The 21654-nt window shown below is 65.1% G+C and carries 15 protein-coding genes and 2 tRNA genes; 14 read left to right on the top strand and 3 right to left on the bottom strand.

Annotated features, from left to right (window positions below; translation table 11 throughout):
* The first annotated feature begins 9 nt into the window (after positions 1–9).
* A complete protein-coding gene (locus ACVW1B_RS14105; protein WP_028331915.1) occupies positions 10–750 on the top strand; it encodes an amino acid ABC transporter ATP-binding protein in 741 nt (246 codons plus the stop codon).
* 142 nt (positions 751–892) lie between these two features.
* Here ACVW1B_RS14105 and ACVW1B_RS14100 read toward each other — a convergent pair whose 3' ends face one another.
* The gene (locus ACVW1B_RS14100; RefSeq protein WP_076828754.1) at positions 893–1927 is read right to left on the bottom strand and encodes a cysteine synthase A; all 1035 of its coding nucleotides are present in this window, start codon (positions 1925–1927) and stop codon (positions 893–895) included.
* Positions 1928–2541: 614 nt separating this feature from the next.
* On the opposite strand from ACVW1B_RS14100, the gene ACVW1B_RS14095 reads away from it, so the two are divergent.
* From ACVW1B_RS14095 to ACVW1B_RS14070, 6 genes are all read left to right on the top strand, one after another.
* Positions 2542–4011, top strand: a complete 1470-nt coding sequence (locus ACVW1B_RS14095; protein WP_456823028.1) for an efflux transporter outer membrane subunit — start codon at positions 2542–2544, stop codon at positions 4009–4011.
* Positions 4001–5446: an efflux RND transporter periplasmic adaptor subunit gene (locus tag ACVW1B_RS14090; protein ID WP_456821683.1), complete on the top strand. Its 1446-nt coding sequence runs from the start codon at positions 4001–4003 to the stop codon at positions 5444–5446. The genes ACVW1B_RS14095 and ACVW1B_RS14090 overlap by 11 nt, the downstream gene beginning before the upstream one ends.
* A 48-nt stretch (positions 5447–5494) precedes the next feature.
* Positions 5495–8623, top strand: coding sequence for an efflux RND transporter permease subunit (locus tag ACVW1B_RS14085; protein WP_456821682.1), 3129 nt, complete (start codon positions 5495–5497; stop codon positions 8621–8623).
* On the top strand, positions 8620–11724 hold the full coding sequence (locus ACVW1B_RS14080; protein ID WP_456821681.1) for an efflux RND transporter permease subunit: 3105 nt from the start codon (positions 8620–8622) through the stop codon (positions 11722–11724). Before ACVW1B_RS14085 ends, ACVW1B_RS14080 begins: the two co-directional genes overlap by 4 nt.
* A gap of 35 nt (positions 11725–11759) precedes the next feature.
* On the top strand, positions 11760–12485 hold the full coding sequence (locus ACVW1B_RS14075) for a tRNA-uridine aminocarboxypropyltransferase (protein ID WP_141340592.1): 726 nt from the start codon (positions 11760–11762) through the stop codon (positions 12483–12485).
* A 55-nt stretch (positions 12486–12540) separates the two neighbouring features.
* Positions 12541–12614: transfer RNA gene (locus ACVW1B_RS14070), tRNA-Cys, on the top strand.
* 43 nt (positions 12615–12657) lie between these two features.
* Here the strand turns inward: ACVW1B_RS14070 and ACVW1B_RS14065 are convergent.
* Both ACVW1B_RS14065 and ACVW1B_RS14060 read right to left on the bottom strand, forming a co-directional pair.
* Positions 12658–12840 (bottom strand): hypothetical protein, encoded by a 183-nt coding sequence (locus ACVW1B_RS14065; RefSeq protein WP_016842103.1) that lies wholly within the window; start codon positions 12838–12840, stop codon positions 12658–12660.
* 396 nt (positions 12841–13236) lie between these two features.
* A complete protein-coding gene (locus tag ACVW1B_RS14060) occupies positions 13237–13857 on the bottom strand; it encodes a TetR family transcriptional regulator (protein ID WP_456780498.1) in 621 nt (206 codons plus the stop codon).
* 111 nt (positions 13858–13968) lie between these two features.
* Here ACVW1B_RS14060 and ACVW1B_RS14055 point away from each other — a divergent pair, with 111 nt between their 5' ends.
* The 7 genes from ACVW1B_RS14055 (at position 13969) to ACVW1B_RS14025 (ending at position 21644) form a co-directional block, all read left to right on the top strand.
* The gene (locus ACVW1B_RS14055; RefSeq protein ID WP_229161046.1) at positions 13969–14454 is read left to right on the top strand and encodes an anthrone oxygenase family protein; all 486 of its coding nucleotides are present in this window, start codon (positions 13969–13971) and stop codon (positions 14452–14454) included.
* Between the two features lie 269 nt (positions 14455–14723).
* Positions 14724–14798, top strand: a tRNA-Asn gene (locus tag ACVW1B_RS14050).
* Positions 14799–14933: 135 nt separating this feature from the next.
* Complete coding sequence (locus tag ACVW1B_RS14045; RefSeq protein WP_028331942.1) at positions 14934–15113, top strand: hypothetical protein; 180 nt, start codon at positions 14934–14936, stop codon at positions 15111–15113.
* A gap of 135 nt (positions 15114–15248) precedes the next feature.
* A complete protein-coding gene (locus tag ACVW1B_RS14040) occupies positions 15249–15914 on the top strand; it encodes a protein-L-isoaspartate O-methyltransferase family protein (RefSeq protein ID WP_253608568.1) in 666 nt (221 codons plus the stop codon).
* 215 nt (positions 15915–16129) lie between these two features.
* A complete protein-coding gene (locus ACVW1B_RS14035) occupies positions 16130–17533 on the top strand; it encodes a TolC family outer membrane protein (protein ID WP_028331944.1) in 1404 nt (467 codons plus the stop codon).
* A 334-nt stretch (positions 17534–17867) separates the two neighbouring features.
* Positions 17868–18602: a DUF2497 domain-containing protein gene (locus ACVW1B_RS14030; RefSeq protein WP_456821680.1), complete on the top strand. Its 735-nt coding sequence runs from the start codon at positions 17868–17870 to the stop codon at positions 18600–18602.
* A gap of 174 nt (positions 18603–18776) precedes the next feature.
* The gene (locus ACVW1B_RS14025) at positions 18777–21644 is read left to right on the top strand and encodes a valine--tRNA ligase (RefSeq protein WP_456821679.1); all 2868 of its coding nucleotides are present in this window, start codon (positions 18777–18779) and stop codon (positions 21642–21644) included.
* Positions 21645–21654: the final 10 nt, after the last annotated feature.

The following is a 21654-nucleotide window of genomic DNA, read 5'->3' as shown; positions in this document are numbered from 1 at the left end:
AAGGTCATCATGTCCACAACCCCGATCGTCAACATTTCCGCTCTCAACAAATGGTACGGCGACTTCCACGTGCTGCGCGACATCAACCTGGAGGTCGGCAAGGGCGAGCGCATCGTGATCTGCGGCCCATCCGGTTCGGGCAAGTCGACCCTGATCCGCTGCATCAACGCGCTGGAGGAATTCCAGGAGGGCGAGATCGTGGTCGACGGCATCGACCTCGGCCCGAACCTTCGCCGTGTCGACGAAGTCCGCCGCGAGGTCGGCATGGTTTTCCAGAGCTTCAACCTGTTCCCGCATCTCACCGTGCTCGACAACTGCACTCTGGCGCCGATCTGGGTGCGCAACATCCCGAAGAAGGATGCCGAGGCCACCGCGATGAAGTTCCTCGAGCGGGTCAAGATCCCGCATCAGGCCAACAAGTTTCCCGGCCAGATGTCGGGCGGTCAGCAGCAGCGCGTTGCGATCGCTCGCGCGCTGACCATGAACCCGAAAGTGATGCTGTTCGACGAGCCGACCTCGGCGCTCGACCCGGAGATGGTCAAGGAAGTGCTCGACACCATGGTCGATCTTGCCAAGGAGGGCATGACCATGCTGGTCGTCACCCATGAAATGGGCTTTGCCCGCGAGGTCGCCAACCGCGTCGTCTTCATGGACGCGGGCCAGATCATCGAATCGAACACGCCGCAGGAATTCTTCGCCAACCCGCAGCACGCGCGGTCGAAGCTGTTCCTGAGCCAGATTCTGCGGTGATTTCTGCCGTCATTGCGAGCCACCCGGTCGGCGCAAAGCGCCGCCGGATGACAGGCTCCGCGAAGCAATCCAATCTTCCGCATCGGAAGCATGGATTGCTTCGTCGCAATAGCTCCTCGCAATGCGGGACGCCATTCGCTCCCTAGACCAGCGGCAGCTCGATCTTGCTGCGCTTTTCCAACCATTCCGGGACCGGCAGGTTCTTCGAGCGCATGAAGGCCGGGTTGAACAGCTTGGACTGATAGCGGTTGCCGGAGTCGCAGAGGATGGTGACGATCGTCTTGCCGGGGCCGAGCTGCTTGGCGAGCTGGATCGCGCCTGCGATGTTGACGCCGGTCGAGCCGCCGAGGCACAGGCCTTCGTGCTCCAAAAGCTCATAGATGATGGTCACGGCTTCCTCGTCGGAGATCAGGAACGCGGTGTCGACTTTCGCCGTCTCGACCACCGGCGTGACGCGTCCGAGCCCGATGCCTTCCGTGATCGAATCGCCCGGCGTCGATTTGACCTGTCCATTCTTGAACAGTTCGTACATCCCGAAGCCGTGCGGGTCGGCGCAGGCGGTGACGATGGCCGGGTTCTTTTCCTTTAGGTAGCGGCTGATGCCGGCAAGCGTGCCGCCGGTGCCGACCGAGCAGATGAAGCCGTCGACCTTGCCGTCGGTCTGCTGCCAGATTTCCGGTCCGGTCGAGTCGTAATGTGCCTTGGGATTGTCGAGATTGTTCCACTGATCGGCGAACAGCACGCCGTTCGGTTCGGTCTTGCGTAGTTGCTCGGCGAGCCGCCTGCCGAGATGCTGATAATTGTTCGGATTGGCGAAGGGCAGCGCCGGCGCCTCGACCAGTTCGGCGCCGCACAGCCGCAGCATGTCCTTCTTTTCCTGGCTCTGCGTCTCCGGAATGACGATCAGGGTGCGGTAGCCGCGCGCACTCGCCACGACAGCAAGCCCGATCCCGGTATTGCCCGCGGTCGACTCGACCACGAGGCCGCCGGGCTTCAGCGTGCCGCGCCTCTCGGCCTCCAGGATCATCCATTTGCCGGCACGATCCTTCACCGACTGCCCCGGGTTCATGAATTCGGCCTTGCCGAGAATGGTGCAGCCGGTCAGTTCGGACGCGCGTTTCAGCTTGATGAGCGGGGTGTTGCCGATCGCTTCGATGACGTCTTTATTGAATATCATGTCGGGGAATTTCTTTGCCGGGCTGTATCTTGCTTGGCGAACCTAGTGTGCTGATCGAAAAAGGGAAGGGCTTTTGCACTGCGGCAAAAGGCGGGGCCAACGCGCTTGACGTCGCACGCGCGGAGGCCACGAGCTCGGGGAGAACGCCGTTTTGCGGCGGTCGGGTCGGCCAGCAGAATCATCCTGTGGTCCGCGGTTTCGCGTGAGTTGCGCGCTCTCGGCCAATCAAGACCTGACGGCGCGGTGCGCGGTGGCGCGAGTCTGGCGCCGCGCCGGCACATCTTGCGGATTCAATGCAACAGGAGCCGAGAAATCCCCATGAAATCTTTGTAAGAATCGTGACTTCCGGCACCGGTCCGAAATGCGCGGAAATGCCGTAAAAAATAGGGAAAAGTCGGCATTCAAGGTAGCTACGAATCGCTTGCGATGCGACGCCACGCAATCGTGACGGGGCTGTCCGCCCCATTGTCCCAAGGGTAGGATGGGACAGGCAGGTTCCATTGGAAGCATACCCCCGTGAACGTCACCCAGACCATCGCTGAACGCGTCATTCGTGCGCCACGGGCGAAGTCTGGCTTCGGCGGAGAACGGGTGTGACCCAGCCGGTGTCCGTGATGGTGCCTGGAGGCCGGTTCGGCCTCGCCGCCCGCGTGCGCCGGCTCGCGGCACGTTCGCTCGTTGCGCTCGGCCTGGCCGCCGGCGGCGCCGGCTGCATTCTGACCCAGGACATCCCGGATCCTGCGCTCGACGTGCCGCAGGGCTACAAGGCCGCGCGTCTCGGCCGCCCGGGCGACGCGCTTCCGACGCTCGATTGGTGGCGGGGCTTCCGCTCCAGGGAGCTGACGCAGCTGATGGAGGAGGCGCAGACCGTCAACCTCGACATCGCCGCTGCGGTTGCGCGCTTCCGCCAGGCCGACGCGCTGGCGCGGCAGGCCGGCGCGGCGCTGCTGCCGACCCTCAATCTCAACGGATCGGAAACCTACTCGCGCACCTCCGGCTCCAGCGCCAGCGGCCTCACCAATGGCGGGCGCGAGGTGGTGAACTACAACGCCTCGCTGAGCGCCAGCTATCAGCTCGACTTCTGGGGCCAGAACCGCGACGCCGCGCAGGCGGCGGAGGAGACCGCCGTTGCCAACCGGTTCGACCGCGAGGTGGTGGCGCTGACCACGCTGGCGAGCGTCGCCAATGCTTATTTCACCGTGCTCGCGACGCAGGACCGGCTGCGCACCGCGCAGCGCAACATCGCCAGCGCCGAGCGCATCCTCAATGCGATCAAGGAGCGCTTCAAGGCCGGCACCGGCTCCGATCTCGACGTCGCGCAGCAGGAGACTGTGCTTGCCAACCAGCGCGCGCTGGTGCCGCCGCTGCGGCAGACGCTCGATCAGAGCATCAATGTGCTCGCGGTGCTGGTGTCGCGGCCGCCGGAAAGCGTGCGCGTCTCCGGCGGCTCGCTCAACGCCGTTGCGATCCCGCGCGTCAGGCCGGGCCTGCCGTCCGAATTGCTGACCCAGCGTCCCGACATCCGCCGGCAGGAGGCGCAGCTTGCATCCGCCACCGCCAATGTCGGCAGCGCGCGGGCGCAGTTCTTCCCGAGCATCCAGCTGACCGGGACGGGCGGCTACCAGAGCCAGGCGCTGGTCTCGCTGTTCCAGCCGCATGCCGCCTTCTTCAACCTGGTCGGCAGCATGACCCAGCCGATCTTCGACGGCGGCCGGATCCTCGGCAATTTCGAATACACCAAGGCCAAGCAGGACGAGTTGCTGCAGACCTACCGCAAGACGGTGGTGCAGTCGTTCACCGACGTCGACAATGCGCTGGTCGCGATCCGCGAGACCACGCGCCGGCTGCAGCTGCAGCGCGACGTGCTGTCGTCGTCGCGGCGCGCCTTCGACCTCGCCGAGCAGCAGCTCAAGGCCGGCACCGCCGATATCGTAACTGTGCTAAACACGCAGCTGACCCTGTTCCAGGCGGAAGATGCCTATTCGCAGGCCCAATTGGCCCGGCTATTGGCGATCGTGAGCCTATATCAGGCATTAGGGGGCGGCTGGGAACCGAAGATGGAAAGACCGGTCGATGCTCTTTAAGCCCGACTCGACGGACGAGGGGAAAAGCACGGCGCCGCGCAAGCGGAGCCTTCTCTCGCGCCTGCTTGGGCGCATGGTGTCCTTGCTCATCACGCTCGTGATCCTCGGCGGGCTCGGCTATCTCGGCTGGCTCGCCTTCCAGCCCAAGCAAAATGGCGGCGGCGGGCGCGGCGCGGGCGGGCGGCCTGACCTGCCGGTGCCGGTGCTTGCGGCGATGCCGCATGTGCAGGACGTACCGGTTTATCTCGACGGCGTCGGTTCGGTGAAGGCGCTCAACACGGTCACCGTGCGCTCGCAGGTCGATGGCAAGCTGCTCAAGGTGAATTTCGTCGAGGGCCAGGACGTCAAGAAGGACGACGTGCTGGGCGAGATCGATCCTGCGATCTATCAGGCGCAGTACGACCAGGCGGTGGCTACGAAGGCCAAGGACGAAGCGCTGCTCGCCAATCAGAAGATCGATCTTGCCCGCTATGAGCAGCTCGCTGCCACCAACGCGGGCTCCAAGCAGCAGGCCGATACGCAGCGGGCGCTGGTCGCGCAGCAGCAGGCCATCATCAAGGCCGACCAGGCCCAGATCGACAATGCGCGCGCCACGCTCGGTTATACCAAGATCGTCGCCCCGATCGCGGGGCGCGCCGGCCTGCGCCAGGTCGACCAGGGCAACATCATCCACGCTTCCGACACCACTGGGCTCGTGATCCTGACCCAGTTGCGGCCGATCGCGGTGTGGTTCAGCCTGCCGCAGCAGCAGATCATGCGCGTCAACGCCGCGGCGGCGAAGGGCCAGCTTACGGTCGATGTGTTCGGCAATGACGGCGTCACCGTGATCGATACCGGCAAGCTGACCGGCATCGACAACCAGGTCGATCCGACCACCGGCACGCTGAAGCTGAAGGCGGAATTCCCCAACGCCAGCTACCAGCTCTGGCCCGGACAGTTCGTCAATGTCCGGCTCAAGGTCGAGACCCTGCCGCAGGCGATCGTGGTGCCGACCTCGGCGGTGCAGCGTGGTCCGGCCGGCACCTTCAGCTACGTGATCGGCGAGGGCGATATCGTCACCGCCAAGCCGGTCACGGTCACCCAGCAGAACGAGCATGAGGCCGTCATCGCCAGCGGACTGACCACGTCGGACCGCGTCGTGACGACCGGCTTTGCCAATCTCGCCGATGGCGCGAAGGTCGTGGTCGGCAAGGACGACGGGCCGCCGGCCGCCGATCTCGCGCCACGCAAGCGCAGCCGCAACCCTGACGGCAAGCGCGGGGCGCAAGGCGAAGGTCAAGGCAAGGACGGTAAGAAAGACTGGCAGGGCAAGGACGGTGAGCATCGCGGCCGGCACGAGCATAGCGAAGGCGATCAGAAGGGGCAGACCGGACCGGCGCCCGCGCCGGCAGCAGGGGGCGAACAGTCGGGCGGCGCGCCGAAGGCGCAGCCATGACCGGCATCCTGACTTCGTAATGGCCGATCTTACAGAGAGCACGCAGCCATGAGCGTCTCCGAACCGTTCATCCGCCGGCCGATCGCCACCTCGCTGCTCGGCATCGCCCTGATGATCGGCGGTGCGCTCGGCTATTGGGCGCTGCCGGTCTCCGCGCTGCCGCAGGTCGACTTCCCGACCGTGCAGGTGACGACGCAATTGCCGGGCGCCAGCCCCGACGTGGTGGCCTCGCTGATCACGGCGCCGCTGGAGCGGCAGCTCGGGCAGATCCCGTCACTGTCGTCGATGAACTCGACGAGCTCGTTCGGCGTCAGCCAGATCTCGCTGCAGTTCGACCTCAACCGCGACATCGACGGCGCCACGCAGGATGTGCAGGCCGCGATCAACGCTGCCGCCGGCATCTTGCCGAAGACGCTGCCGTATCCGCCTGTCTACGCCAAGGTGAACCCTGCGGACGCGCCGGTGATGACGCTGGCGCTGACCTCGGACACGATCTCGCTGCGGGCGATGAGCGATCTCGCTGACACCATCCTGGGCCAACGGCTGAGTCAGATTTCCGGCGTCGGCCGGGTCTCGATCCTCGGTGGATTGAAGCCGGCGGTGCGCGTGCAGGCCGATCTGGCCCGGCTCGCGGCCTACGGCATCGCGATGGAGGATCTCCGCAACGCGATCGCCGGTGCCAACGTGTCGGGGCCGAAGGGATCGCTCGACGGTGCCCAGCAATCCTACACCATCGCCGCCAACGATCAGATCGCCGCCGCCGACGCCTACCGGCCGATCATCATCGCCTATCGCAACGGCTCGCCGGTCACGATCGGCGACGTCGCCCAGATCGTCGATGGCCTGGAGAACGACCGCACCGGCGGCTGGTACCAGGGCACGCCGGCCGTCATCATCGATATCCAGCGCCAGCCGGGCGCCAATGTCATCGACGTCGTCAAGCAGATCCGCGCCGAAATCCCGCGGCTGCAGCGGGCGGTCCCGGCCGGCGTCAAGCTGACCATTGTCTCCGACCGCACCGTGACGATCCGCGCCTCGGTGCGCGACGTTCAGTTCACGCTGATCCTGAGCGTCGTGCTGGTGACACTGGTGGTGCTCCTGTTCCTGCGGTCGCTGCGCGCGACCCTGATCGCCGGCGTTGCGCTGCCGCTGTCGCTGATCACGAGCTTCGGCATCATGTATTTCGCGGGCTTCAGCCTCGACAATCTATCGCTGATGGCGCTGACCATCGGAACCGGGTTTGTGGTCGACGACGCCATCGTCATGATCGAGAACATCGTCCGCCACATGGAAGGCGGCGAGACTGTGATGGAGGCCTCGCTGAAGGGGGCCAGCGAGATCGGCTTCACCGTGATCTCGCTGACGGTGTCGCTGATCGCCGTGTTCATCCCGCTGCTGTTCATGTCCGGCCTGGTTGGCCGCATGTTCCGCGAATTCGCGCTCACTTTGACGATCGCGGTCGTAACCTCGGCGATCGTCTCACTGACGCTGACGCCGATGATGTGCTCGCGGCTGCTCAAGAACATCCATGAGGAGATGGCGGTCCCGGGCCTCGCCGCGGTCAGCCGTTTCATCGACCGCATGGTGGAGTTCTACCATCGGACGCTGCTCTGGGTGTTGCGGCGCCAGCGCGCGACGCTGCTGGTGACGTTCGCGACCATCGCGTTGACGCTGATCATGTATGTGCTGGCACCGAAGGGTTTTCTGCCGCTGCAGGACACTTCATCGATCACGGCGGTGACCGAGGCCGGGCCCGACGTCTCGTTCGCCGAGATGCAGCGGCGGCAGAGCGCGGTCTCAAACATCATCAAGGCCGATCCTGATGTGGTTGGCGTTGTCTCGGTAATCGGTTCGGGTTCGGTCAATCCGACCACCAATGTCGGCCGGCTGGTGATGACGCTGAAGCCGCTCGACCAGCGGCGCGAGGGCGTCGTCAAGGTGATCGAGCGGCTGAAGGAGAAGATCGCGACGGTGCCCGGCATGACGGTCTACTTCCAGCCGGTGCAGGATGTGCAGATCTCGACCCAGTCGAGCCGCTCGCAATACCAGTACACGCTGACCGCGACCGACGCCGCCGAGGTCTCGCAATGGGCGCAAAAGCTCGTCGCCGAGATGCGGCGGGACCCGATCTTCCGCGATGTCTCCTCGGAGGCGCAGGAGGGGGGCCTGCGCGCGGCGCTCGACGTCAACCGCCAGCGTGCCGGCCAGCTCGGTGTCAGTCTGCAGGGCGTCACCGATACGCTGAACGACGCCTTCGCACAGCGGCAGATCTCGACGATCTACGGCCAGGCCAACCAGTACCGCGTCGTGCTCGAAGCGCTGCCGATGTATCAGCGCGACCCGTCGATCCTCGACAAGCTCTATCTGCCCGGAGCCAACGGCGCGCAGGTGCCGCTGTCGGCGGTGGCGACGCTGGTCCGGACCACGGCGCCGCTCGCGATCTCGCACCAGGCGCAATTCCCGTCGGTCTCGCTCAGCTTCAACCTGGCGCCGGGCGAGGCGCTGGGCGACGCGGTCGCGGCCGTGAAGGCGATCGAGAGCAGGATCGGAATGCCCGGCAGCATCGTCGGGATCTATTCCGGCGACGCCGCCGAATTCTCGCGCTCGCTCGCCGGCCAGCCCTGGCTGATCCTGGCGGCGATCATCACGATCTATATCGTGCTCGGCGTGCTCTATGAGAGCTATATCCATCCGATCACCATCCTCTCGACGCTGCCCTCGGCCGGCGTCGGCGCCATCCTCGCCTTGATGCTGTGCGGGCAGGACCTCTCGGTGATCGGCCTGATCGGCATCATCCTGTTGATGGGTATCGTCAAGAAGAACGCGATCATGATGATCGACTTCGCGCTGGAGGCCGAGCGTCACCAGGGCATGTCGTCCTATGACGCCATCGTGCAGGCCTGCCTGCTGCGCTTCCGCCCGATCATGATGACGACGCTGGCGGCGTTGTTCGGCGCGCTGCCGCTCGCGATCGAAAGCGGCACCGGCGCCGAACTGCGCTTCCCGCTCGGCATCTCGATCATCGGCGGCCTGCTGCTGAGCCAGCTGCTGACGCTCTACACCACGCCGGTGATCTATCTGGCGCTCGACCGCCTCAACCGCCGGATCGAGCGGGCCGTGCCGGAGCCGGGTCCCAGCGGCCCGCCGATCGCGGGCGCCACCGAGGGCATGCAGTGATCTCGATCTCCGAGCCCTTCATCCGCAGGCCGGTGGGCACCACACTGCTTGCGATCGGGCTGTTCCTGGTCGGGATCGTCGCCTACCAGTTCCTGCCGGTGTCGTCGGTTCCGAATGTCGATTTCCCGACCATTCGGGTGTCGGCGTCCAGGCCGGGGGCCGATCCCTCCGTAATGGCCGCGACCGTCGCCGCACCGCTGGAGCGCAAGCTCGGCACCATTTCGGGCGTCGACCAGATCACCTCGACGAGCTCACTCGGCACCACCAGCATCCAGGTGCAGTTCTCGATCGGCCGCAATATCGACCGCGCCGCGCGCGACGTGCAGGCCGCGATCAACGCCTCGCTCGCCGATCTGCCGAGCGACCTGCCGTCGCTGCCCAGGTTCCGCAAGGCCAACCCGGCCGCGTCGCCGGTATTTGTGCTGGCGCTGACCTCGAAGACGATCTCGACCAGCGCGATGTACGATGTCGCCGACACGGTGCTGGCGCAGCGCATCTCGCAGGTGCCGGGAGTGGGCGAGGTGACCGTGAGCGGCGCCGACCAGCCGGCGGTGCGCATCGCGCTCAATCCGGTGTCGCTGGCGAATGCCGGAATCGCGACCGACGACGTCCGGCTCGCGATCATCAATGCCAACCCGCTGGGACCGGTCGGCATCTTCAATGGCGGCCGGCTCAGCGAGACGCTCTCGATCAACAAGCAGATGCGCACCGCGGCCGAATTCCGCGACATTGTCATCAAGAGCTCGAACGGCAATTACGTCCGCCTCGCCGACGTCGCCGAGGTCGAGGATTCCGTGCGCAACTCGCGCTCGATCGCCTGGTTCAACAGGCAGCCGGCGGTGCTGATCCAGATCACCAAGCAGGGCGACGCCAATGTCATCGACACCGTCGACGGCGTTCGCAGGATGCTGCCGGAACTGAGGAAATGGATTCCGGCGGGCGTCGAGATCTCCACCCTGGTCGATCGTACCGGAACGATCCGCGCCAGCGTCGAGGACATGCAGTTCACGCTGCTGGCGACCGCAGTGCTTGTGATGATCGTGGTGTTCGTGTTCCTGCGCCGTGTGGTGCCGACGATCGCCGCCGGCGTCTCGGTGCCGCTGGCGCTGGCCGGCACCTGCGCCGGAATGTGGCTCGCCGGCTTCTCGATCGACAATCTGTCGCTGATGGCGCTGGCGATCTCCGTCGGCTTCGTGGTCGACGACGCCATCGTGATGATCGAGAACATGTACCGCAATCTCGAGCAGGGCATGGCGCCATATCCGGCCGCGGTCGAAGGCGCCAAGCAGATCGGCTTCACGGTGCTGTCGATCTCGCTGTCGCTGATCGCGGCCTTCACGCCGCTGATCTTCATGGATGGCATCGTCGGGCGGCTGCTGCGCGAATTCTCGCTGACGCTGGTGTTCGCGATCGCGGTCTCGACCGTGGTGTCGCTGACCATCACGCCGATGATCTGCGCGCATTACATCAGGGACGCGACCTCGGATCATGCCACCTGGTACGATCGCGTCATCGAGGGCACGCTGTCCCGTGTCGTGGCGTTCTACGCAGCGACGCTGCGGATCGTGCTCGGCTATCCCTTCCTGACCCTGGTCGTGTTCTTCGCCACCGTCGCGCTGACGGTGACGCTCTACATCAAGACGCCGAAGGGTTATTTCCCGACCGACGACAGCGGCTTCGTGATCGGCTCGACGCGGGCGTCGGCGGATATCTCGTTCCAGGCGATGCTTCAGCTGCAGCAGCGGCTCGCCGACATCGTGATGGCCGACCCCGCGGTCGCCGGCATCGGCTCGTCGGTCGGCTCCGGCGGCGGCCCGGGCGGCGCCACCTCCAACCGCGGCATCATGTACATCAGCCTGAAGCCGCCGGAGGAGCGGGGCGGGCTTTCGACCGCGCAGGTGATCGACCGGCTGCGCCGCAACCTGTTCATGGTGCCGGGCATTCGCCTGTTCATGTTCGCCGCTCAGGATATCCGCACCGGCGGCCGGCAGAGCGATTCCGACTACCAGTACACGCTCGCCTCGACCGATCTCGAGCTGTTGCAGAAATGGGCGCCGATCGTGGCCAAGCGCATGGAGACGGTGGAGGGCATCACGGACGTCTCCTCCGACCGCGATCCCGGCGGCCTGCAGCTCAACCTCGTGATCGACCGCAAGACCGCCTCCAGCCTCGGTGTCCGCGTGCAGGACATCGACAACGCGCTCAACAACGCCTTCTCGCAGCGGCAGATCTCGTACATCTACACCCAGCGCAACCAGTACGTGGTGGTGCTCGAGATCGATCCGAAATTCCAGAGCGATCCGTCGAACCTCGAGCGCATCTACGTTGCCGGCGCCAACGACGTGCAGGTGCCGCTGTCGGCGCTGGTGCACTACCAGCGTGGATTGTCGGCGCTCGCGGTCTATCACTCCGGCGGCTTCCCCTCGACCACGGTGTCGTTCAACCTGCTGCCGGACGTGCCGCTGGAGGTCGCGACGACGAACATCCAGCAGGCGGTCGACGAGCTGCACATGCCCGAGGGCATCCGCGGCAGCTTCGACGGCAATGCCGGCGATTTCAACAAGACCAGCGGGAGGCAGCCGCTGCTGATCCTCGGCGCGCTGGTCGCGATGTATATCGTGCTCGGCGTGCTCTATGAGAGCCTGGCGCATCCGATCACGATCATCTCGACACTGCCGTCGGCCGGCCTCGGCGCCTTGCTCGCCTTGCAGGTGACCAACACGCCGCTGACGGTGATCGCCTTCGTCGGCATCATCCTGTTGATCGGCATCGTCAAGAAGAACGGCATCATGATGGTCGATTTCGCGCTCGAGGCCGAGCGGCACCAGGGCCTGTCGTCGCGGGACGCGATCTTCGAGGCCTGCCGCGCGCGCTTCCGTCCCATCCTGATGACGACGATGGCCGCGCTGTTCGCCGGCATTCCGCTGGTCATCGCGACCGGCCCGGGCACCGAGCTGCGCCGGCCGCTCGGCATCACCATCATCGGCGGCCTGTTCGTGTCGCAGATCCTGACGCTCTACACGACACCGGTGATCTATCTGTTGATCGACCGGCTGCGCCAGCGCCGCGAGCCGTCAGGCGTGCACGCACCCGCGGAATAGTTTGAATTGCACGATTGCAAGCGTATAGCGGAGCGATGTCCGAACCGACCGAAGCAAAAACCGATATTGTCGCCGAGATCGAGGAGTGCGCGCATTGCGGCAAGCCGTTGCCGCTGTGCATCTGCGACAGCGTCACGCCGATCGAGAGCCGCATCCAGCTCCTGATCCTGATCCATCCGCAGGAGCAGGACAGGGCGCTCGGCACCGCGCGACTGTTGGCACAGCATTTCGAAAACGCCGTGGTGCGGATCGGGCTGTCCTGGCCGAGCCTGGCCAAGGCGCTCGGCCGGCCGGTACCCGATCCGTCACGCTGGGCGGCGCTCTATCTCGGCTCCGCCAAGGTCGAAGACCTCGAGACCGATGCCGAGATCGTTGCGATCAACCGCAAGGGCGAGCTCGAGCCGCATCAGCGCGCCATCCTCTCCGACATCGAGGGCATCGTGCTGCTCGACGGCACCTGGAGCCAGGCCAAGGCGCTGTGGTGGCGCAATGCCTGGATGCTGAAGTGTCAGCGGGTGATTCTCGGGCCGAAACGGCCCTCGCTCTACGGCAGACTGCGGCGGGAACCGCGCCGCGACGGCCTGTCCACCATTGAGGCGGCCGCGATCCTGCTGGCGGGGCTGGAGAAGCGGCCGGATATTGCCGCAACGTTAACTAATAGTTTCGAGCGGATGCTGGCGAGATTCCGCGAAGTGCAGGCCAAAATGCCGGAATTGGCGCCAAAACCGAAGAAGCGGGACTTTCGCAGACGCCGGCGTTAGCCGTCCGGCTTGGTTGCCTATCGCAGAGAGGGCGTATATGAAGTGCGCCGCAAGGGGCCACGTGGCGGAGTGGTTACGCAACGGTCTGCAAAACCGTGTACACCAGTTCAATTCTGGTCGTGGCCTCCACTCATCTCATCAATGGCTTGCAGCCAGTCAATGAGAAGCCGCATTAACTCGCGGCGTACCAACCTTCAGGAAACGGAATCAGCGGCCACGGCGCCTGGTTGTCATTGGCCGCGCGCGGTGGCGGCTGAATGCGGGGCGAGGGCTGAGCCACGAGATCCTCCTGAGCAATGGGCGCGATCGCCGTTCGCACGGCGTCCAGCAGCAGATCAAATTCGACTTCGCTCATCACGCTCTCCGAGGTTCGAGAGCGCCATGGTCGCAAAACTGTCTTCGGTCCGGATTGAGCGATTCGTTCGAATTTTATGAAAAGAACGATGGCGCCCGCTTTGGTTAATGAATCGTTGGTGATCCCTTCGGGAACCTAGGTCGGCATGGCCGCACCTCGTGTGAAACAAATCACAACTTTCTAAAAACTCTTGCCGGGATTCCCGGCGGTATTCATAGCCGTCAAATATCGCAGGAATTTTAGGGAGACGTGACAATGGAGGCAAGTATCGCACGGTGGGGACCAGTCGCATGCCGCACGATCCTCGGCTCCTGCTGACGCGAACGGCGTAAGCCGTATGCGCCTGTATCTATCGTTTCTGTACAGGGAATATTCCCAACGCTCGTGCCGGAGTCGTTACGTCAGCCCAGCGAGGTCGTGCGGCAGCATGGTCTTGAACTGCGTCAGCGCCTGCCGCGCCTTCCGCGGTGGCAGCGTGATCGCGTGACGCACGGCGGCTGCGATCAGCGTCATGGTCAGGGCGGAAAAGGTGGCGAGGGCGGCAGTCGGCATGTCGGGCGCGATCCGCCTGACCGCGTCGGACAACAGGCCGGAGAGCACGGCCATGTCGTCCGCATCGAGCTTCTGCAGGGCGCGGTCGGCTTGCGTCGCCTGCCAGATGTCGCGCATGACAGGCTCGCGCATGAACATCTCGTAGTAGCTGTCGACGATCCTGCACAGCGCCGGGTGCAGGTCGCGCGCGGTCATTACCGTGGCCAGATCGCGCCTGACGCAATCGCGCCCGACTGCGTTATGGCGTTCGGCCAGGGTGCCGATGATCGCGGCCTTGTCCGGGAAATATTGATAGAGCGAGCCGAATGCGACGCCGCTGCGCGCGACGACGTCGCTCATGCGGAAAGCCTCGCTGCCCTTTTCCGCCATGATCTCGGTCGCGCAGGCGAGGATGCGCTCGAAGCGCTCGCGGCTGCGCTGCTGGGTCGGGGCAAGCCGCGCCAGCCCGGGCAGGGGAACGTCCACGGGCGCGGCCTTTCGTCTCGACATCTCTCTGCGATCGGGGTTGACGGCCCTAATACGAGAGTTTATCGCATTTTACAAATACGAGTATATCTCGCATTTGGAGGCGGAACGATGCGCCAGATCCTGACCTCGGGCTTGCTTTGGTTTTCCGCGCTCGGCTGCGGCCTGCTCGCTGGGCTCTATTTCGCGTTCTCGGCTTTCGTCATGACCGCGCTCGGCCGCATCGATCAGGCCGCCGGCATCTCGGCGATGAACGCGATCAATGTCGATATCGTCCGCTCGCCGTTCATGCCGGTGTTCCTCGGCACCACGCTGTCCTGCGCCGTGCTGGTCGTGCTCGGCGGGCTCAGATGGCAGGAGCCGGGCGCGGTTGCGATGATTTGCGGCGGCGGCCTCTACGTGGTCGGCATGTTCGTCGTCACCGTCGTCTTCAATGTGCCGCTGAACGATCAGCTTGCGGCCTCTGACCCGGCGGGCACGTCGGCGGCGTCGGTTTGGGCGCGCTATCTGACCGACTGGACCTTCTGGAACCACGTGCGGACCATCGCCTCGCTGGCCGCGACTGCGCTGTTCATCGTTGCCATCGCCGGGCGGTAGCCAACCCCGTTTGCGCGAGGAGCTGGGCCGTCGCGCCCCTGACAGAATCACGGGCGCCGCGCGACCGCCGCGCTGGCGGTGTTTCCAGGCGCCCGCAGGAGCGCGGGGGCCGGCGGGCTGGGCATGTTGCACGCCGGGCGACAGGTAAGCCCTTGTATCGCAGAGGCTTACCGTGCGCGCTAAAGTTTCGCGTGAGGGGCCATTTGGTTCTTTGCAAGGCCGAAAGGCTTTGTTATACGCTGCCCGCTCGCGAACAGATGTTCGCCTATTCCTCGGTAGCTCAGCGGTAGAGCATTCGACTGTTAATCGAATGGTCGCTGGTTCGAATCCAGCCCGGGGAGCCAGTTTGGTCTGGCCCCATCGATCCCCCAAATCGCCATCACAAGCCCGTGGTCCGCAGCGGACAGGCCGAAAACGTCGTCAAATCGACTCAATAACCCTCAACACTTGCTTTCGTCGGGTCTTGAGAGGTGATTTTGATGACCATTAACTTGATCGACCTGTCGATGCCGCAGCCGACGCTCGTTCCGAATGATGCCCCCGACATCAGTGACGATGAATGCGTCCGCCGACTCGCGAAGGCTGTCGAGGAGCATGATTCCGAGCACCTCGACGAAGTGGCCCGCCTGATCGGCCGGCTTGCCGTCACGATCGAATAAACGGAGCCGCGAGCCCGTTTTGGGAGCACGTTTCGCCCGCCAACGGCGTGTTGCGTTTTGGCGGAGCTTGTTCCAAAAGATGGCCCTGTTCTAGCTTCTCCAGCGGCAATGCCGCAACTTGCAGGGTCTCCGCCAATGACCGGTTTTTCGACCGCGCGCCAGTATATGGTCGATGGTCAGGTGCGTCCGAGCGACGTGACCGATGATCGTATTCTCGATGCCATGCTGACCGTGCCGCGCGAGGTCTTCGTGCCGGCCAGCAAGCAGGCGCTGGCCTACCTCGACCTCGACCTCGATGTCGCCGAGGGCGGTGCGACCAGGCGTTGCCTGATCACGCCGGCGCTGCTCGCCCGGATGCTCCAGGCCGCCGAGATCAAGGCCACCGACCGGGTCCTGGTGGTCGGCTGCGCGACCGGCTACGCCGCCGCCGTCGTGGCGCGCTTTGCCGCAGAGATCAGCGCGACCGAAAGCGATCCGGCGCTTGCCGCAAAGGCGAATACGACTTTCGCCGAACTCGGGATCCAGAATATCACCGTCAAAACGGCCGCGGCCGCCGACGGCGATGCCGCGGGCGCCCCGTTTGACGTCATTATCCTCAATGGTGCGACGGAAATCGTCCCGACCGGGCTGTTCGGCCAGCTCAAGGAGGGGGGCCGGCTGGTCGGAGTGTTCGGCCTGTTGCCGCCGCCGCGCGCCACCCTGGTGACGCACTCCCACGGGGATTTCGGCCATCGCGAGCTGTTCGACGCCTCGGCCCCCGTTTTACCCGGATTCGAGCGAGTTCCCGCCTTCGTCTTCTAACCGTGATCGCGGCGCATTGGCTGATAAAATCCCGTTCCGAATCAGAAGTGTGGCCCGTTTGCCCCATGTGAAGAGTTTCGACCGTGTTCCGTTGCGGGGTAGTTCCGTTGGGCCTAGCTGCGGACTAAGGTGAGGCGGGACTCACTTCGACTGAAGCGACCGCCGGACTGATTTGCGTGTGGGAGACGGCGACTACAATGATTGGATTTCCGGGGATGCGTGGGGTGAAGGTTGTCACCGCGGCTGCGACTGCCGTCCTTCTGTTGGCGGAGATGGGCCCCGTGCCCGCACTCGCCGATACAATCGAGGCCGCGCTGGTGCGGTCCTACCAAAACAATCCCCAGCTGAACGCGCAACGCGCGCAGGTGCGGTCAACTGACGAGAACGTTCCGCAGGCACTGTCGGGCTACCGCCCGAAAGTCGCACTGACGGCAAGCGCGGGGTACCAATACACCGATACGCTGACGACACAGGGTGGCGACGCGAACAATCTTGTCCGCACCCAAATCCATGGCGCCAACGCCCCACGCAGCGCAGGCCTCACGGTCAACCAGTCGCTGTTCAACGCGCAGACCGCGCCCAGGGTGCGCGCGGCGGAAAGCCAGGTCTCGGCGGCGCGCGAGGGCCTGCGTGTGCTCGAGCAAACCGTGATCCTGAGCGCGGCCACGATCTACATGGACTATCTCCGCGACTCCGCCATCGTCGAGGTTCAGCGCAGCAACACGCGCGTGCTGGAACAGACGCTGAAGCAGACCCAGGACCGCTTCAATGTCGGCGAAGTGACGCGCACCGACGTCGCGCAATCCGAAGCGCAGCTCGCGGCAGGCAAAACCCAGCAGCTCACCGCCGAATCGAACCTGACGACGACGCGATCGAATTTCCGCCGCATCATCGGCAACGAGCCGCAGAATCTCGCGCCGGGCTCGCCGGTCGACCGCTTCCTGCCGACGACGCTTGCCTCCGCCGTCGATCTCAGCCTGACCCAGAATCCGAACGTCACCTCGGCGATGTACGGCGTCGACGTCAACTTCCTGCAGGTCAAGGTCAGCGAGGGTGCGCTGTTCCCGTCGGTCAACCTGCAAACGTCCGTGCAGCAGCAATACGAGCAGACCCTGATCAGCCAGCGCGCATTCAGCGCGGGAACGGCGGTCCAGCTGTCGGTGCCGCTCTACCAGGGCGGTGCGGAATATTCGCTGATCCGCCAGTCCAAGGAATCGCTGGCGCAGCAGCGCCTCGTGCTCGAACAGACCCGCGATCAGGCGCGCGCCAACGTCGTCACCGCGTGGGGCCAGCTGGTCGCCGGCAAGTCGCAGGTGGCGTCGGCACAGGCGCAGGTGACCGCGTCGGAGATCGCCCTGAACGGCGTGCGCGAAGAGGCCAAGGCCGGTCAGCGGACCACGCTCGACGTGCTCAACGCGCAGCAGGCGCTCGTCAACGCGCGCAACGCGCTGGTGACCGCGCAGCACGACCGCGTCGTCGCGTCCTATAACGTGCTGAGCGCGGTTGGCCGCTTGTCGCCGCAGGTGCTCGGCCTTTCGACCAACGTCTACGATCCGAGCGTGCATTACCAACAGGTTCGTGACAACTGGGCCGGCGTGCGCACGCCCGACGGCCGCTAAACACCTTCGCATCATCATCGCTTGTCGCGTCATGTTTGTGGTTCTGAGTTAATCAGGATCACAAACAGGCGCGTTTGCTTGCATTCGATAATTGGCCTGACATACCGTTTTGTCGGGCAGCAAGGCGATTCGCGGCGCGCCGGCGTAGCGTGATGACAGGTGCGACGCCACCTGTGATCACGCTGCATTGGGCGACACGAAGCTTGCACAAAGCCTCGGGCGGGCTTGATCTGGGGACAAGTCGGGCGGGAGCAGTCAAAATCTCCGCCCGCATCATCGGAACCGGCGAATCCTCTCGGGCTTGATGTAAAATCGTTTCGATGTGGAGTCGGAGATGACGCAACCTGCGAAGGTCCAAGAGCCCTCGATGGAGGAGATCCTGGCGTCGATCCGTCGCATCATTGCCGACGACGAGGCGAAGCCGGCCGCGGTCGAGAAGCCTGCGGCCGCCGCTGCAGCGCCGGCGCCGAAGGTCGAGCCAGCACCAGCAGCCAAACCCGCGATGAAGAGCCCGCCGCCCGCGGCGCCACCGGCTGCGAAGGCCGCCGCGCCCGCGCCGAAAGCACCGCCGCCTGCGTCGGCACCGGCGGCCAGTAACAGTCAGGACGACATCGACTCGCTGCTCGCCAGCCTCGACGAGGCGACGCCCGCAGCCGAGATCAGGCCGTCGCCGCAGCCCGCGGCCCAGCCCGAAGCCGACGTGTTCGAACTCACCGACGAGATGGCGCTGCCGGACCCGGCCGCCGCGCCGTCGTTCCGCAAGGTCGAGCCGCAGGACGACCTCGAGTTCACGGAAGCGCGGAGCCGGGCGCCGGAACCGGCCCGGGAGCCGCCGGCAATCGAGACCGCGCCCATGCAGCAGATCATCTCGGGAACCACGATGCGGGCCGTTGAGTCGGCCTTCAACTCGCTGGCCAACACGGTGCTGAGCAACAATGCGCGGACGCTCGAGGATCTGGTCAAGGAGATGCTGCGTCCGATGCTGAAGTCCTGGCTGGACGACAATCTGCCCGGGCTGGTCGAGCGGATCGTCAAGGCCGAGATCGAGCGGGTATCCCGCGGGCGTTAGCTCCGCCGCGGGCGCTAGCACCGCAGTCGGCGCGAAGCTGGCTCCCGCCGTTGGGCCTGGCGGCCCTCAATCAGCTCCCCAAATGCCCTAAACGTCGATTTGACGTGCCGGTCCGGTTGACTTGGTGCGCTCCGGCGGCTTTCTAACGCTTTCCATGGTCCACAGCGCATTGTCATGATCGAGAAAAACTACCAGCCCGCCGATATCGAGCACCGGATGGCCCGGATCTGGGAGGAGAGCGGTGCGTTCAAGGCCGGCCGGCCTGAACGCAAGGACGCCGCGCCTTTCACCATTGTGATCCCGCCGCCGAACGTGACCGGCTCGCTGCACATGGGCCACGCGCTCAACAATACGCTGCAGGACATCCTGTGCCGCTTCGAGCGGATGCGCGGCCGCGACGTGCTGTGGCAGCCCGGCACCGATCACGCCGGCATCGCCACCCAGATGGTGGTCGAGCGTCAGCTGATGGAACGGCAGGAGCCGGGCCGGCGCGACATGGGCCGCGCCAAGTTCCTCGAGCGAGTCTGGCAGTGGAAGGCCGAGAGCGGCGGCACCATCGTCAACCAGCTCAAGCGTCTCGGCGCCTCCTGCGACTGGTCGCGCGAGCGCTTCACCATGGACGAGGGCCTGTCGCGCGCCGTCGTCAAGGTGTTCGTCGAGCTGCACCGCGATGGCCTGATCTACAAGGACAAGCGCCTGGTCAATTGGGACCCGAAGCTGCTCACCGCGATCTCCGATCTCGAAGTGCAGCAGGTCGAGGTCAGGGGCCATCTCTGGTACCTGCGCTACCCGATCGAGGGCCGCAGCTTCAGCCCCGAGGATCCGAAATCGTTCATCGTGGTCGCGACGACGCGCCCCGAGACGATGCTCGGCGACACCGCGGTCGCGGTGCATCCGGACGACGAGCGCTACGCCGATCTGGTCGGCCAGCACGTCATCCTGCCGCTGGTCGGCCGCAGGATTCCGATCGTCGCCGACGACTATTCCGATCCGGAGAAGGGCTCGGGCGCGGTCAAGGTGACGCCTGCGCACGACTTCAACGACTTCGAGATCGGCAAGCGTCACGGCCTGCCGCAGATCAGCGTGCTCGACCAGGAAGGCAGCCTCAGCCTGGTGGGCAACGAGGATTATCTGCGCGGCCTGCCGATGGGCGCCGACGAGTTCGCCGCCGAGTTTGACAAGATCGAGCGCTTCGCGGCGCGCAAGAAGATCGTCGCAAGGCTGGAGGAGTTCGGCTTCCTCGAGCGGATCGAGCCCAACACCCACATGGTGCCGCATGGCGACCGCTCCGGTGTCGTGATCGAGCCGTATCTGACCGACCAGTGGTATGTCGACGCCAAGACGCTGGCGCAGCCGGCGATCGCGGCGGTGCGCTCGGGCGAAACCACGTTCGTGCCGAAGAACTGGGAAAAGACCTATTTCGAGTGGATGGAGAACATCCAGCCTTGGTGCATCTCGCGCCAGCTCTGGTGGGGCCATCAGATCCCGGCGTGGTACGGACCCGACGGCAAGGTGTTCGTCGCCGAGACCGAGGAAGAGGCGGTCGGCCACGCGCTCGGCTATTACGTCGAGCAGGAAATCATCACGCCGGAGCAGGGCCACGACATGGCGGTCGACCCCGCCAAGCGCGAGGGCTTCATCACGCGTGACGAGGACGTGCTCGACACCTGGTTCTCGTCGGCCCTGTGGCCGTTCTCGACGCTGGGCTGGCCGGACGACACGCCGGAGGTCGCGCGCTACTACCCGACCAACACGCTGGTTACCGGCTTCGACATTATCTTCTTCTGGGTCGCCCGCATGATGATGATGGGCCTCCATTTCATGAAGGAGGCGCCGTTCTCGACCGTCTACATCCATCGCCTCGTCCGCGACGAGAAGGGCGCCAAGATGTCGAAGTCGAAGGGCAACGTCATCGACCCGCTCGGCGTGATCGACGAATACGGCGCCGACGCGCTGCGCTTCGCGCTGACCCGCGAGGCAGCGCAAGGCCATGACATCCGCCTGTCGCCGCATCTGGTCGAGACCAACCGCAATTTCGCGACCAAGTTCTGGAACGCCTGCCGCTTCGCCGAGATGAACGAGTGCGTCAAGCCGGACGGTTTCGATCCGAAGGGCGCAAAGGAGACGCTGAACCGCTGGATTGCGCACGAAACCTCGCGCGTCACCCGCGAGGTCACCGAGACGATCGAGGATCATCGCTTCAACGATGCCGCGGGCGCGATCTACCGCTTCGTCTGGAACGTGTTCTGCGACTGGTATCTTGAGCTCGCGAAACCCGTGCTGATGGGCGAGGAAGGTGCGGCCAAGGCCGAGACCCGCGCCATGGTCGCCTGGACCCGCGACGAGATCCTCAAGCTGCTGCATCCGTTCATGCCCTTCATCACCGAGGAGCTGTGGGCGGTGACCGCAAAGCGCGACGGCCTGTTGGTGCTGGCGTCCTGGCCGCGCAAGTCGGGCGTGACCGGCGAGCAGCTGGCCGCGATCGCGACAGCCGGTCCGGTGGTCGATCCGATCATTCCGCCTGTCATTGCCGTGCTCGACGCCGACGAGTTCAGCGATCCTGCGGCCGAGGCCGAGATCGGCTGGGTGGTCGATCTCGTCACTGCGATGCGGTCGGTGAAGGCGGAAATGAACATCCCGCCGTCGACACTGACGCCGCTGGTGATCGCGGGCGCCTCCGACGAGACGCGGGACCGCGCGCAGCGCTGGAACGACACCATCAAGCGGCTCGCGCGATTGTCGGATATCTCGTTCGCCGATCACCCGCCGGAAGGCGCGGTGCAGCTCCTTGTCCGCGGCGAAGCGGTCGCGCTGCCGCTGAAGGGCGTGATCGATCTCGCGGCTGAACGCACGCGGCTGGAGAAGGAGCTCGGCAAGGCCGACGCCGACATCAAGCGGGTCGATGCCAAGCTCGCCAACGAGAAGTTCGTCGCCAACGCGCCGGAAGAGCTCGTCGAGGAAGAGAAGGAAAAGCGCGCGGCAGCAGCGGAGCGCCGCGCCAAGATTCTCGAGGCGATCGAGCGGTTGAAGAAGGCGTCATAGCTGATAACGC

The sequence above is a fragment of the Bradyrhizobium sp. USDA 4502 genome (genome assembly GCF_054063355.1).
The sequence above is the reverse complement of the archived record's forward strand: the minus strand, read 5'-3'. Positions and strand labels throughout refer to the sequence as shown.